The sequence below is a fragment of the Burkholderia sp. 4M9327F10 genome, from assembly GCF_005503145.1.
In the GTDB taxonomy this organism is placed as follows: domain Bacteria; phylum Pseudomonadota; class Gammaproteobacteria; order Burkholderiales; family Burkholderiaceae; genus Paraburkholderia.
The window spans coordinates 26,401-39,033 of sequence record NZ_SCNV01000007.1 but is presented as its reverse complement, the minus strand read 5'-3'; the positions used below and the strand labels follow the sequence as shown (position 1 = coordinate 39,033).

Below are 12,633 nucleotides of genomic sequence, written 5' to 3'. Positions count from 1 at the left end.
CGAGTTATTATTCTCGACATAAATCTGGCTAATACCTTACTCCTGACAAGACTGCCATGCGCGTGGAAATCGCCCGTTTCCTGAATGACCGGCTCGACTGGAATCTGTTGCGCACCTACCTCGTGATCATGCAGGAGCGCAGTGTGAGCCGCGCGGCGGCGCGGCTGCACGTGACGCAGCCGGCCGTGAGCCAGGCGCTCAAACGGCTCGAAGATACGCTGGAGCGCAAGCTGATCGAGCGGCGCGGCCCGCATTTCGTGCCCACTCTGGCCGGCGAAGAGGTTTACCGCATCGCCAGCGACATCTACGGCAACATCTCCCGGCTCGAAACCGAACTCGATGAGCGCACCGAAGACATTACGGGTTCGATCCGTCTCTTGAGCGTGAGCCGGATCGACTCGCCGGTCTACGACGAATTCCTCGCCGAGTTTCATCGCACCTATCCGCGTATCGATCTGCAGATCGAAGTGATGCGTTCGTCGGACATCATCTCGTCGTTACAGCAAAAGACGGCGACGGCGGGCCTCAGCCTCTGCCGTACGCCGGTCGATAAACTGGAGATGCGCTGCTTTCTGCGCCAGCGTTATGCGATTTTCTGCGGGCGCCACCATCGCCTGTTCGGTAAATCGCAACTGACGATGGAAGACCTGCTGGCGGAGAATTTCGTCTCGTTCACGAGCGACCAGATCGGCGACAGCCTCTCGCCACTCACCGTGTTTCGCGACCAGAAGGGCTTTACGGGACGCATTGTGGCGTCGTCGCCGAGTCTCGATGAAGTGCGGCGGCTGATCTTCGCGGGCTACGGTATTGGCTGCCTGCCTGAACACATCGTGCGCGACGATCTTACGCAACAGCGCTTATGGCGCCTGCCGCCCGATGAAGGCCTGGCGGATGTCGACGTGCATCTGCTGTGGCACCGCGACCGCAAGATGAACGCAGCCGATCATGCGTTTCTCGACAGCATGGAGCGGTGCATGCAACGGTACTCGCTGGCGGAGCGGATCGTGGGACCGGCCGGCCAGACGGCGGCCCGGATGTGAAAAACGCCGCATTTTGCGGCGTCTCTCGTGCGGGATAGTGCGATGTGCGCAGTCAGGCGCGACCTGCACGGCCCGGCTTGTTAAACCCCGCCCGACAATACGGCCACGCCGATCGTCACCACACCCAGCACCAGATTGACGACTACCAGACGCCGCACCGTGCCGACCGCACGTGCGCCGTCCGGCCAGTTCTGCGACTGCACGGCGCGACGGATACGCGGAAACACCGCAAAACGGATATGCCCGAAGATCAGCATCATGACGATGCCGAGACCCGCCATGGCGTGCAACTGCCAGGAAGCATGCGCACCGCCGAACTGCGTCAGCAGGAAGCCGCCGGTCAGCAGAATCACGATCACGGAAGCGGCGACCCAGTTGAAAAAGCGCCCAAACACCGACTCCCACAGCGGCAGGCGCAATTGCGGCGACAAATCGGCCAGCGCCGGGCGCAGGCAAAAGTGCGCGAAGACCATCCCGCCCACCCACACGGCTACAGCGAGCAGGTGCAAAAAGAGCGCGAGTTCGACGGCTTTGGTCATGTTGTTTTCCTCTCTCGATGATGGCGTGCCGCTCGCTGCCCTGGAGCATGGACCGTTAGAAGGGAGAACCCTCAGGACGAACCTATCGCGTTACAGGACTCGGCTTAATGACCGCGTTCGACCGCGCGCCATGCACGCAGTTCCGCAGTTCATCGCGATCACCATCGTTTTATTTATTGTGCCGGCGCGCGATACGCGGCGCCGGTCCCCGAATGTGCACTACCTGCTGCCTGCGCGGCCTGTGGTTGAAGGACCGCGCACGCGCGACTGCTGCTTACCTCTTCACGTCACGCGGGCAATGCCGGCCGCATGCCCGACACCTTCAGCTTCGTGTCCGCCGCACGGCCCTTGCGGGCACGCTTGCCGATATGCGGCGTGAGTGCCGCGCCACTCAGCGTTTCTTCATACGCTTTGCCGCCACGACCCGTGCCGATCAGCACGACGCCTGCCTTGCCGATGGCCAACGCCTGGGTCAAGCTTTCCTTCTCGTCGAGCGCCATCAGCGTGACGCCACGGCCGCCGCCCGAGAGCGTCTTCATCTCGTCGAGGCCGAACACCAGCAGGCGGCCACCGCCCGACAGGCAGGCAACATGGGTCGCGTCCGGCAGCATGGGCATCGGCACGAGCGGCGCGGCGCCCTCGTCGATCGTCATGAACGACTTGCCGGCCTTCACGCGGCTCACCATATCGCCGACCTTGGCGATAAAACCAAAGCCGTTGCTCGACGCCAGCAGCAACGCCTGATCCGCCGGCGCTGCGTAGTAGTGCATCAGATGGCTGCCCGATTCGAGCTCGATCAGCGAGGTAACCGGCACGCCGTCGCCACGGCCACCCGGCAGCAGCGCCACTGCCACCGAATAGACGCGCCCGTTGCTGCCCCACGCAATCAGCGTATCGGGCGTGCGGCACTGGAACGCGGCGTACAGTGCATCGCCCGCCTTGAAGGTGAAGCCGGCCGGATCGAGCCCATGGCCCTTGAGTGCGCGCACCCAGCCCTTCTGCGACATCACCACCGTGACCGGCTCGTCGACCACACGAGCTTCGAAGGTTGCGCGCTTTTCCTGCTGGATCAGCGTGCGGCGCTCGTCGCCGTATTGCTTGGCGTCGCCTTCGATTTCCTTGATGAGCAGGCGCTTCATCGCCGGTTCGCTGCTGAGCAGTTCTTCGAGCTTGGCCTTCTCGTCGCGCAGTTCAGCCAGCTCCTTCTCGATCTTGATCTTCTCCAGCCGCGCCAACTGACGCAGACGGATTTCAAGGATGTCCTCGGCCTGGCGGTCCGACAGCCCGAACGCCGCGATCAGCGCGGACTTCGGTTCGTCCGACTCGCGAATGATGCGGATGACTTCGTCGATATTCAAAAAGACGATCATCCGGCCTTCGAGGATGTGAATCCGGTCGTCGACCTTGGAGAGACGATGACGCGTGCGGCGCGTGACGGTAGCGAAGCGGAAGCCGATCCACTCCTGCAGGATCTCGGAAATGCCCTTCTGACGCGGCCGGCCGTCGGCGCCCACCATCACCAGATTCAGCGACGCGTTCGATTCGAGGCTGGTATGCGCAAGCAGGGAATTGACGAACTCAGTCTGGTCGATGCGGCTCGACTTCGGCTCGAACACCAGACGCACCGGTGCGTCCTTGCCCGACTCGTCGCGCACGGCATCGAGCAGCGCGAGCATGGTCTGCTTGGTCTGCAGTTGTTCGGGCGTAAGCGTCTTCTTGCCGAGCTTGATCTTCGGATTGGTCTGCTCTTCGATTTCCTCTAGCACCTTCTGCGCGGCCGTGTTCGGCGGCAGTTCCGTGATCACCAGTTGCCACTGGCCGCGGGCAAGGTCTTCGATCTTCCAGCGGGCGCGCACCTTCAGGCTGCCGCGGCCGCTCTCGTACGCTGCGGCGATTTCCGCTTCGCTCGAAATGATCTGGCCGCCGCCGGGGAAGTCCGGTCCCGGGATGAGCTGCATCAAGTCGGCATGCGGCAGCTTCGGGTTGCGGATCATCGCCACCGCAGCCGCTGCGACTTCGCGCAGGTTGTGCGACGGAATTTCCGTGGCCAAGCCCACAGCGATACCCGATGCGCCGTTCAACAGCACGAACGGCAGACGCGCCGGCAACAGCTTGGGCTCGTCGAACTCGCCGTCGTAGTTCTTCATGAAATCGACCGTGCCCTGGTTGATCTCATCGAGCAGCAATTTGGCGATCGGCGTCAGGCGCGCTTCCGTGTAACGCATCGCCGCCGCGCCATCACCGTCGCGCGAACCGAAGTTGCCCTGGCCGTCGATCAGCGGATAGCGCATCGAGAAGTCTTGCGCGAGCCGCACCAGTGCGTCGTATGCCGACTGGTCGCCGTGCGGGTGATACTTGCCGAGCACGTCGCCCACCACGCGCGCCGACTTGACCGGCTTCGCGTTGTCGGAGAGGCCCATGTCGTTCATCGCGAACAGGATGCGCCGCTGCACCGGCTTCTGGCCATCGCAAACATCGGGCAACGCGCGGCCCTTGACGACGCTCACCGCGTAGTCGAGGTAGGCGCGTTCGGCGTAGTTGCCGAGCGTCAGGGAGTCGCCGGGCGGCGGCGTCTCGGTGAAAAGATCAGGCGTGTTGTCGTCCATCTAGATTCCGTATCCGTATATGGCGTGAAGTATCGCTACGCGAGCAGGCCTTCGACAGGCGCTCAGATATCCGCTTCGACTTCGTTACCCTTTTCTTCGAGCCAGCTGCGGCGCGAGGCCGCCTCACCCTTGCCCATCAGCATCGTCATGCGGGCGACCGTGGCGTCGTAGTCGAGCTCGCCCAGCGCAACCGGCGACAGGCGCCGCGTATCGGGGTTCATGGTGGTGTCCCACAACTGCTCGGCGCTCATTTCGCCAAGACCCTTGAAGCGGCTGATCGACCATTGCGTCTCGCGCACACCGTCCTTGCTCAGCTTGTCGAGGATCGCTTCCAGTTCGCCTTCGTCAAGCGCGTACAGCTTCTGCGCGGGCTTCTTGCCGCGAGCCGGCGCATCGACACGGAACAGCGGTGGACGCGCTACGCATACGTGACCGCGTTCGATCAGTTGCGGGAAGTGCTTGAAGAACAATGTCAGCAGCAACACCTGGATGTGCGAACCGTCCACGTCCGCGTCCGAAAGGATGCAGATCTTGCCGTAGCGCAGATTGGACAGGTCGACGTGGTCGTCAGGGCTGTGCGGATCGACGCCGATCGCCACCGAAATGTCGTGCACTTCGTTGTTGGCAAACAGGCGATCGCGCTCGGTTTCCCAGGTGTTGAGCACCTTGCCGCGCAACGGCAGGATGGCCTGGTATTCCTTGTCGCGGCCCATCTTGGCCGAGCCGCCTGCCGAATCGCCCTCGACGAGGAACAGTTCATTGCGGGCGATATCGGTCGACTCGCAATCGGTCAGCTTGCCCGGCAGAACGGCCACGCCCGAGCTCTTGCGCTTCTCGACCTTCTGGCCGGCGCGGGTGCGCGCTTGCGCCTGCTTGATGACGAGGTCCGCGAGTTTCTTGCCGTGCTCGACGTGCTGGTTCAGCCACAACTCGAGCGCCGGCCGCGAGAACGACGACACCAGCTTCACCGCGTCACGGCTATTCAGGCGCTCCTTGATCTGCCCTTGAAACTGCGGATCGAGCACCTTTGCCGAGAGCACGAACGAGACGCGCGCAAACACGTCTTCCGCGAGCAGCTTCACGCCCTTCGGCTGCAGATTATGCAGCTCGACGAAACTCTTGACCGCCTGGAAAAGGCCGTCACGCAGACCGGATTCGTGCGTGCCGCCGGCAGGCGTCGGAATCAGGTTGACGTAGGATTCGCGTGTGAGCGGCCCCTCTTCGCTCCAGGCCACCACCCACGCCGCACCCTCGCCTTCCGCGAAGGTGTCTTCGCTCGAACGCGAGTTTTCGGCGTAGCGCTCGCCTTCGAAGAGCGGAATCAGCAGGTCGCTGCCGTTCATGCCTTCGAGCAGATAGCCGCGCAGGCCGTCCTCGTACTTCCAGGTCTGACGCTCGCCGGTTTTTTCGTTGACGAGCGTGACTTCCACACCGGGCAACAGCACCGCTTTCGAGCGCAGCAGACGCTGCAGTTCGCCTAGCGGCAGGTTCGGCGAGTCGAAGTACTTGGGATTGGCCCATGCGGTCACACGCGTGCCGGACTTCTTCTCGCCCTTGGCGGCGGCGCGCACTTCGAGCGATTTCGCCACGTCGCCGTCGGCGAAGCTCAGCTCGGCCACCTTGCCGTCGCGCCACACGGTGACGTCAAGACGGGTGGAGAGCGCGTTGGTGACCGACACGCCGACCCCGTGCAAACCGCCGGAGAACGTGTAGGCGCCGCCGGCGGCCTTGTCGAACTTGCCGCCCGCGTGCAGGCGCGTGAAAACGATTTCGACGACCGGCACGCCCTCTTCGGGGTGCATGCCGAACGGGATACCGCGGCCGTCGTCTTCGACGGACACCGACTGGTCCGCATGCAGCGTGACCGTGATCTGCCGGCCGAAGCCGCCGAGGGCTTCGTCCGAGGCGTTGTCGATGACTTCCTGAATGATGTGCAGCGGATTTTCGGTGCGGGTGTACATGCCCGGTCGTTGCTTGACCGGCTCGAGGCCCTTCAACACCTTGATCGACGCTTCGCTATACGCGGCGTTTGGCTTTTTCGTAGACATGGTTGACTCGGGTCCGTCGGTTCATCGTTGTCCACAGGTCCTGTGGACAGGTCCGTGGACAATGCGTTGAGTTTTCAAAAAAAGCGAAACGAAACAACGGGGTGGGTGGGGTGCCCGCACGGCGGGCAAACTGTTTTATAGCCGGCTTCTCCCCGGCGCTGCGCCAAGGCGGCGCGCCCGGCGCGAGCGCCCGGAAGGAAGCCTGTTCGCGGGGTATTTTACTGATTTCGATACAGGGAGCAATTTGCCGGATGTCTGATCGGCCGTTTGGCGAGGGGACGACAGGCCAATCCGGGTGGGTCGCAACGGTGTTGAGCGGCACGCATATATAATCTGAACTCTCCCCTAAGCCGCAGCCGGAGCGCCGAAATGAGACCCTCTGAAGCGCTCAGCGCCCATCGCGCCGAGGTCAGGAAGATCGTTGCCGACCATCATGCCAACAATGTGCGCGTGTTCGGCTCCGCCATTCGCGGCGAAGACCGGGATGATAGCGATCTCGATCTGCTCGTCGATCCGACTCCCGAAACGACGTTGCTCGATATCGCTCGCATTCAGAGCCGCCTGCAAAAACTTCTCGGCGTTTCGGTTGACGTTTTGACGCCGAAAGCGCTTCCCGAATCGTTCCGGGCCCGCGTCGTTGCCGAAGCGGTGCCCGTGTGAAAAGGGCGACTTGCGGGTAGCCGACTACATTGACCATATGCTCAATGCCATCGAACGTATTCTGCGTTACACGCAGGGTATGAGCGATTCGGCATTTCTCTCCAACGAGTTAGTACAAGATGCTGTTATTCGCAATCTGGAAGTCGTCGGCGAAGCAGCGCGCAACATCGAGCGTGATCACCCGGCATTCGCTACCGCCCATCCTGACGTTCCCTGGGAAGAAATGTACCTCATGCGCAATCGCGTCGCGCATGGTTACTTTTCAGTAGACCTCGGAATAGTGTGGCAAACCCTGCAACTCGAACTACCCAAGCTCCACCAGCTACTTTTACGTCTGAAACACGGGGAGCTCCAAGGCGCAGCCGTTCACGCCACGTCCGTCCATCACTTCCGCCGGCTCTCCAGCTCCTCCCAACGCTCCATCGCCACCAGCAGCTCATCGTCGATCGCCGCATAGCGTTCCGTCAGCCGCGTACCTTCCGCGGCGTCCCTGGCGAAAACCGAACCGTCTTCGAGTTGCGCGCCAATCGCCTTTTGCTCCGCTTCCAGTGCGGCGATTTGCGCCGGCAGCGCCTCCAGTTCGCGCTGCTCCTTGAACGACAGCTTGGCGGCGCGCTGGGGGGCGGTGCGGCTCGCAGCGGCCGCGCCGCTTTCTTTGCTATCTTTCGGGGCCGCTTCCCTGACGGCTTCTTTCTGTGCTTCCTGTGCCATCTGCTGCGAGCGGTCGCGCTGGACCTGCCAGTCCGTAAACCCGCCGACATACTCGCGCCACTTGCCCGCCCCTTCCGAGGCGATCACCGATGTGGCGACGTTATCCAGAAACGCACGGTCGTGGCTGACCAGCAGCACCGTGCCGTCGTATTCCGTGAGAAGCTCTTCGAGCAGTTCGAGCGTGGGGATGTCGAGGTCGTTGGTCGGCTCGTCAAGCACCAGCACGTTGGCCGGCCGCGCGAACAGCCGCGCCAGCAGCAGGCGGTTGCGCTCGCCGCCCGACAGCGACTTGACCGGCGAACGCGCCCGTTCTGGCGCGAACAGGAAGTCGCCGAGATAGCTCATCACGTGCTTTTTCTGGCCGTTGACTTCGACCCACTCGCTACCCGGGCTGATCGTGTCCGCGAGACTCTTTTCCAGGTCGAGTTGCGCGCGCATCTGGTCGAAATAGGCGACCTGCAGATTGGTGCCTATACGCACCGTGCCTTCATCCGGCGCCAACTCGCCGAGGATGATCTTCAGCAGCGTGGTCTTGCCCGCGCCGTTGGGACCGACAAAACCGATCTTGTCGCCACGCATGACCGTGGCCGTGAAGTTGTCCACCACCGTGCGCGAGCCGTAGCGCTTGGTCACATCGGTCAGCTCGGCGACAATCTTGCCCGACTTTTCGCCCTGCCCTACGTCCAGCTTGACGTTGCCCTGCACATTGCGGCGCTCGGCGCGCTCTTTGCGCATTTCCACGAGCCGCGCGATCCGGCCGACGCTGCGCGTGCGGCGCGCTTCCACGCCCTTGCGGATCCACACTTCTTCCTGCGCCAGCAGCTTGTCGAACTTGGCCGCTTCCACCTGCTCGATTTCGAGCTGTTGCGCCTTGCGGGTCTGGTAGGCACTGAAATTACCCGGATACGACAGCAGACGGCCGCGATCCAGTTCGACGATGCGCGTGGCGACGCGATCGAGAAACGCGCGGTCGTGGGTAATGAACAGCAGGCCGGCGCGCAGCGAGACCAGCAGCTCTTCGAGCCAGCGGATACCTTCGAAGTCGAGGTGGTTGGTCGGTTCGTCCAGCAGCAACACGTCAGGCTGCACCACCAGCGCCCGCGCCAGCGCGACACGCTTTTGCATGCCGCCGGAGAGCGAACCGACCCGCGCCTCGCCGTTCAGGCCGATCTGCTGCAGCGTAGTCGCCACGCGCGTGCTCCAGTTCCAGGCGTCGGAATGGTCCAACTCCGACTGCAGCGTGTTCATGCGCGACATCAGTTCATCGTGCTGCGGACCTTCCGGCTCGTCGGCGAGCTGGTTGGCGACCACGTCATATTCGTCCAGCAGCGCACGGGCGCGGGTCAGGCCGGCGGCGACCGCATCGAACACCGTGTCGTCAACATCGAACTCGGGCTCCTGCGGCACATAGACCGAGGTCAGGCCCTGCTGACGCGTGACGAGCCCGTCGTCGGGCTTGGCCAGATCGGCGACGATCGTCAGCAGCGACGACTTGCCCGCGCCGTTGCGGCCGATCAGCCCGACGCGCTCGCCCGCTTCGAGAGAGAAATCCGCGTGATCGAGCAACGCGACGTGACCGAACGCCAGTTGCGCCCCGGTAATGGTGTAAAGCGACATGGAGATTTGGCAGAAGACAGCAATGAGCAGGAACCGCTCATTGTACCGGGCGCGCGCCTGGATGCCCGGGTGCCGGAAGAGATAGGCCGGATAGCCAGCGTGCGAACGGGGCGCTACAGCGCCCCGCCGCGCGCGCCAACCGTGGTTACTGCACGTGAACCGTGATGGTCTGGCTCCACTCGGGGCCATACGAGCGATGCGCGCCGTCACCGAATTGCATCGTCAGGGTGTGATCGCCGGGCGGCAACGTCAAGGTCGTTTCCGTCTGGCCCTTGCCGAAGTGGAGCGACTTGTCCGTCATGGGAATCACCTGGCCCTTGGGCATCGGCGCGCCGTCGATCAGCAGATGATGGTGGCCCGTGCCCTCGGTCATCGTGCCTGCCGGCGCAATGGTCATGCCCTCGATGCCGAATACCACGTGCACCGGGTTGCTGACGGTAGCGCCATCCTTGGGCTCGACGAAAAACACCCCTTCCGCCTGGGCGACGGCCGAGACGGCGAGCAATCCGGCGAATACCGCACCTGCCAACCATTTGTTGTTAAACATGGCGTTCTCCTTGAGGAAAGCGGCCCGGCGCGACGCGTGACTGGTGAGTCTCAAGACCGCTCTTCAAAGCATACACCGCAGATGTGACACCGTTTAACCGAGGGGTGCGCGGCACTGCGGCAAAGGTCCAGATCAGCGATTTGACAAACTCCTGTAATATTGCGGATCGCCGCACGCCCCAAAAAGGGGCAGAACTGCGGATCTTGCATTGAACTGAAGAAAGAGTGTGTCGTGAGCGAAGTGATTGTCGAGTACAAAAGCTGGGTCTGCCTGATTTGCGGCTGGATCTACAACGAAGAAGAAGGTCTGCCGGAAGAAGGCATTGCGGCAGGCACGCGCTTCGCCGATATCCCGGAAGACTGGCGTTGTCCGCTGTGCGACGTCAGCAAGGCGGAATTCGCGGTTGTGGAGTTCTGAAGCAACGCCATGACTGGCTGTGCGCGGCCTGAGGGCTGCGGCGGCGCATGTCTTGTCTCAACGGCCTCGCCGGGTTGGCGCCCGCTGGGCCGTTTGTTTTTTGGGGTTGGGCCCGGCCCCTACACCATGATGAATCCATGCCGCATGCCCAGCGTCACCGCTTCGGTGCGGCTGGTTGCCCCCAGCTTGCCGAAAATCGACGAAAGGTGAAATTTCACCGTGTTGTCCGAGATGGCGAGCTGACGTGCGATCTCCTTGTTGCTGAGGCCTTCGGCGAGCATCGCCAGTACGTCGATCTCGCGTGAGGTCAGCGCTTCGATGTGCACGGCGGAGGCCATCGGGCGAGACGGCTTGCGCCCGCCCAGCAGCCTTGCGAAGATCTCCGGCGGCAACACGCACAGACCTGCGGCCACACCTTCGATCGCTGCGACGATTTCGCCCGCTGTCGCGTCTCGCGACAGGATCGCCATCACGTTTCCTGGCAACGCCTCATGCATCCAGTCGCTGTCCACTTCGTCGGTCAACACGACGAGCGCCGGCGGTGGCCGATCTGTGTCGAATCCGGGACTGAGCGCGTCACTCGCCTCCGGCCCAAGGTCGATCACGATCACATCCGGCAAGGAACCGGCAAAGCAGTCGGCAAGCGTTTCAACGTCGGCGGCACTGCCCGCGAACCCGAATGCCGGAGTCGCGTCGACCAGTGCTTGCAGATCCGCGCGCACCTGCGGCGCATTGGCGATAACCGCGACCCGAACCGGGCTCATCTGTGGCATCTGTCCACCTGACACTCGACTGCTTGCCTCAACCTCACCCACACGAATTCCGTTGCCGGCGTTCGCCGAGAACGACCGCACACTCGTGACGCTCGCCGCCGCGAATCAGCCCGATTTTCAACGGCTGCCCGATGCGTTCGGAGCTTAGCGCTGCGTGCAGATCGTCGATGTCGCGGCACGGTTCGCCATCCAGTTCGATCAGCACATCGCCGATGAGCACGCCGGCCTTCTCCGCAGGACCGTTCGCCGCGAGCGACACGATCAGCAAACCGCGATCGGACGACAGGCTCATTTTCTTCATCCACGCCTCCGACAGATTCACCGGCTGCGTGCCGACGCCCAGATAGCCGCGCGAGACATGTCCTTTGGTCAGCAGTTCGTCGGTGATGCGCGCCACGGTCGCCGACGGAATCAGGATGCCGACGCCACGTGCAAGCGCCGATGTGCAAATGCCCATGACCTGTCCGCGCATATCCGCGAGGGCCGCGCCCGAGAAACCTGGACGCAGACCGCCGTCGAGCCGCACGAACGCATCCAGTTGCCCGCCCCGCCATGTGCGCCACGGGCCGCCGACCGCGCCGACCACGCCGAAGTCCGCACTGGCGCCGAGCCCATCGGCCCGCGCGACTGCCAGCACCAGATGGCCCGCCTTGAGCGAGCCCGCATCGCCGGACTCGACCGGGTCGAGATTCACGCCGTCCAGTTTGAGCACGGCGAGGTCGGTGCCCGCATCATGCCCCACGAGAACCGCGGCGACGGTCCGGTTATCGGCCAGCGTAACGTTGATCCCGTCTTCATGCCTGAGCGTGTGCGCCGCCGTGACGACGACGCCTTGCCGCCAGATTACGCCACTTGAGGGAATGCGATGCCGACCGTGCACCGCGACGACGCGCTGCCCCACGCGCTCGACGATGCTCGCCATGTTGTCGGAAAGGTCCTGCAATGGATTTCCGCTGGAGGTTGAGGTTTCCATGTGATGGCTCCTGCCGATTCGAACGCGATCTGCTCGCGTTTCACGCGCTCATTTGCGCAATGCTTTGCCAGCAAGGTGCCGGCGAGCGCATTCAGAATGACAGGACAGCAACGGACGCACACCACCCGAACGGGTAGTCGAGGTACGGGCAACGATTGCTTGAGAAGTGGTCCGCTGAATGGGCTGTCGTGGATCTTGGTGGCGTACTTATTGGAAGCTCTGGTGTGGTGCTGAGCTTGTACAGGCAGTTCATGCTTCGGCCGCTGCTTTGGTTTTGAACGTTTTTGCTATACTCTGCGCTCGCTGGCGTGCCTGGGTTCGTCAGCGACTGCCTGGCGGCAGGATTGAAGCCATGGTTTGCGCGCTTCCGAGACTGTAGCGGCGTGTGGATCAGCTAAACGCGCCATCGGGCCACGCTGTAGCAAAAGCGCAGCAGAAACGGCTGTAAACTAGGGTTCACAAGGTGTCACGGCGCTTCACTTAGGACGAAGCAGAAAAGCCGGAAACGCCCGCGGGATAAGGCGGAAGCCAATAGCAGCAAGGCTTCGTTCCACCCCGTTAAAACTATCCTCTCCCCGTAGTTCAATGGATAGAACAAGTGCCTCCTAAGCGCTAGATACAGGTTCGATTCCTGTCGGGGGGACCAAAGACCTTCCCATCTTCTCCCAAAATCCCCAAAATAGAAATTCCATAACCGCGCAC

The 12,633-nt window shown here is 62.8% G+C and carries 11 protein-coding genes and 1 tRNA gene; 5 read left to right on the top strand and 7 right to left on the bottom strand.

Translation table 11 applies throughout. The annotated features are described in order from the left end of the window. Window positions 1–56 precede the first annotated feature (56 nt). A complete protein-coding gene (locus FFS45_RS09605) occupies window positions 57–1,040 on the top strand; it encodes a LysR family transcriptional regulator (protein WP_137954405.1) in 984 nt (327 codons plus the stop codon). Between the two features lie 80 nt (window positions 1,041–1,120). On the opposite strand, the gene FFS45_RS09600 is transcribed toward FFS45_RS09605, so the two are convergent. From FFS45_RS09600 to FFS45_RS09590, 3 genes are all read right to left on the bottom strand, one after another. Beyond that, on the bottom strand, window positions 1,121–1,579 hold the full coding sequence (locus tag FFS45_RS09600; RefSeq protein WP_137954404.1) for a CopD family protein: 459 nt from the start codon (window positions 1,577–1,579) through the stop codon (window positions 1,121–1,123). 287 nt (window positions 1,580–1,866) lie between these two features. Continuing rightward, the gene (gene parC, locus FFS45_RS09595; RefSeq protein ID WP_137954403.1) at window positions 1,867–4,185 is read right to left on the bottom strand and encodes a DNA topoisomerase IV subunit A; all 2,319 of its coding nucleotides are present in this window, start codon (window positions 4,183–4,185) and stop codon (window positions 1,867–1,869) included. Between the two features lie 62 nt (window positions 4,186–4,247). Then, window positions 4,248–6,233, bottom strand: coding sequence for a DNA topoisomerase IV subunit B (locus tag FFS45_RS09590; RefSeq protein WP_137954402.1), 1,986 nt, complete (start codon window positions 6,231–6,233; stop codon window positions 4,248–4,250). Window positions 6,234–6,602: 369 nt separating this feature from the next. Here FFS45_RS09590 and FFS45_RS09585 point away from each other — a divergent pair, with 369 nt between their 5' ends. Both FFS45_RS09585 and FFS45_RS09580 read left to right on the top strand, forming a co-directional pair. After that, window positions 6,603–6,893, top strand: coding sequence for a nucleotidyltransferase domain-containing protein (locus FFS45_RS09585; RefSeq protein ID WP_137954401.1), 291 nt, complete (start codon window positions 6,603–6,605; stop codon window positions 6,891–6,893). A gap of 37 nt (window positions 6,894–6,930) precedes the next feature. Then, window positions 6,931–7,350, top strand: a complete 420-nt coding sequence (locus FFS45_RS09580) for a DUF86 domain-containing protein (RefSeq protein ID WP_137954400.1) — start codon at window positions 6,931–6,933, stop codon at window positions 7,348–7,350. On the opposite strand, the gene FFS45_RS09575 is transcribed toward FFS45_RS09580, so the two are convergent. Together FFS45_RS09575 and FFS45_RS09570 are read right to left on the bottom strand one after the other, a co-directional pair. After that, on the bottom strand, window positions 7,278–9,221 hold the full coding sequence (locus FFS45_RS09575) for an ATP-binding cassette domain-containing protein (RefSeq protein WP_137954399.1): 1,944 nt from the start codon (window positions 9,219–9,221) through the stop codon (window positions 7,278–7,280). The two genes, FFS45_RS09580 and FFS45_RS09575, sit on opposite strands and share 73 nt — an antisense overlap. Before the next feature lie 145 nt (window positions 9,222–9,366). Next, entirely contained in the window at window positions 9,367–9,768 is a 402-nt protein-coding gene (locus FFS45_RS09570; protein WP_137954398.1) for a DUF4399 domain-containing protein, read from the bottom strand. A 231-nt stretch (window positions 9,769–9,999) separates the two neighbouring features. On the opposite strand from FFS45_RS09570, the gene FFS45_RS09565 reads away from it, so the two are divergent. After that, window positions 10,000–10,185, top strand: coding sequence for a rubredoxin (locus FFS45_RS09565; RefSeq protein ID WP_137954397.1), 186 nt, complete (start codon window positions 10,000–10,002; stop codon window positions 10,183–10,185). 119 nt (window positions 10,186–10,304) lie between these two features. Here FFS45_RS09565 and FFS45_RS09560 read toward each other — a convergent pair whose 3' ends face one another. Beyond that, window positions 10,305–10,949, bottom strand: a complete 645-nt coding sequence (locus FFS45_RS09560) for a response regulator transcription factor (protein WP_137954573.1) — start codon at window positions 10,947–10,949, stop codon at window positions 10,305–10,307. A gap of 43 nt (window positions 10,950–10,992) precedes the next feature. Further along, the gene (locus FFS45_RS09555) at window positions 10,993–11,931 is read right to left on the bottom strand and encodes a trypsin-like peptidase domain-containing protein (RefSeq protein ID WP_137954396.1); all 939 of its coding nucleotides are present in this window, start codon (window positions 11,929–11,931) and stop codon (window positions 10,993–10,995) included. A 571-nt stretch (window positions 11,932–12,502) separates the two neighbouring features. Between FFS45_RS09555 and FFS45_RS09550 the strand changes: the two genes are divergently transcribed. Next, a tRNA-Arg gene (locus tag FFS45_RS09550) sits at window positions 12,503–12,577 on the top strand. Window positions 12,578–12,633 lie beyond the last annotated feature (56 nt).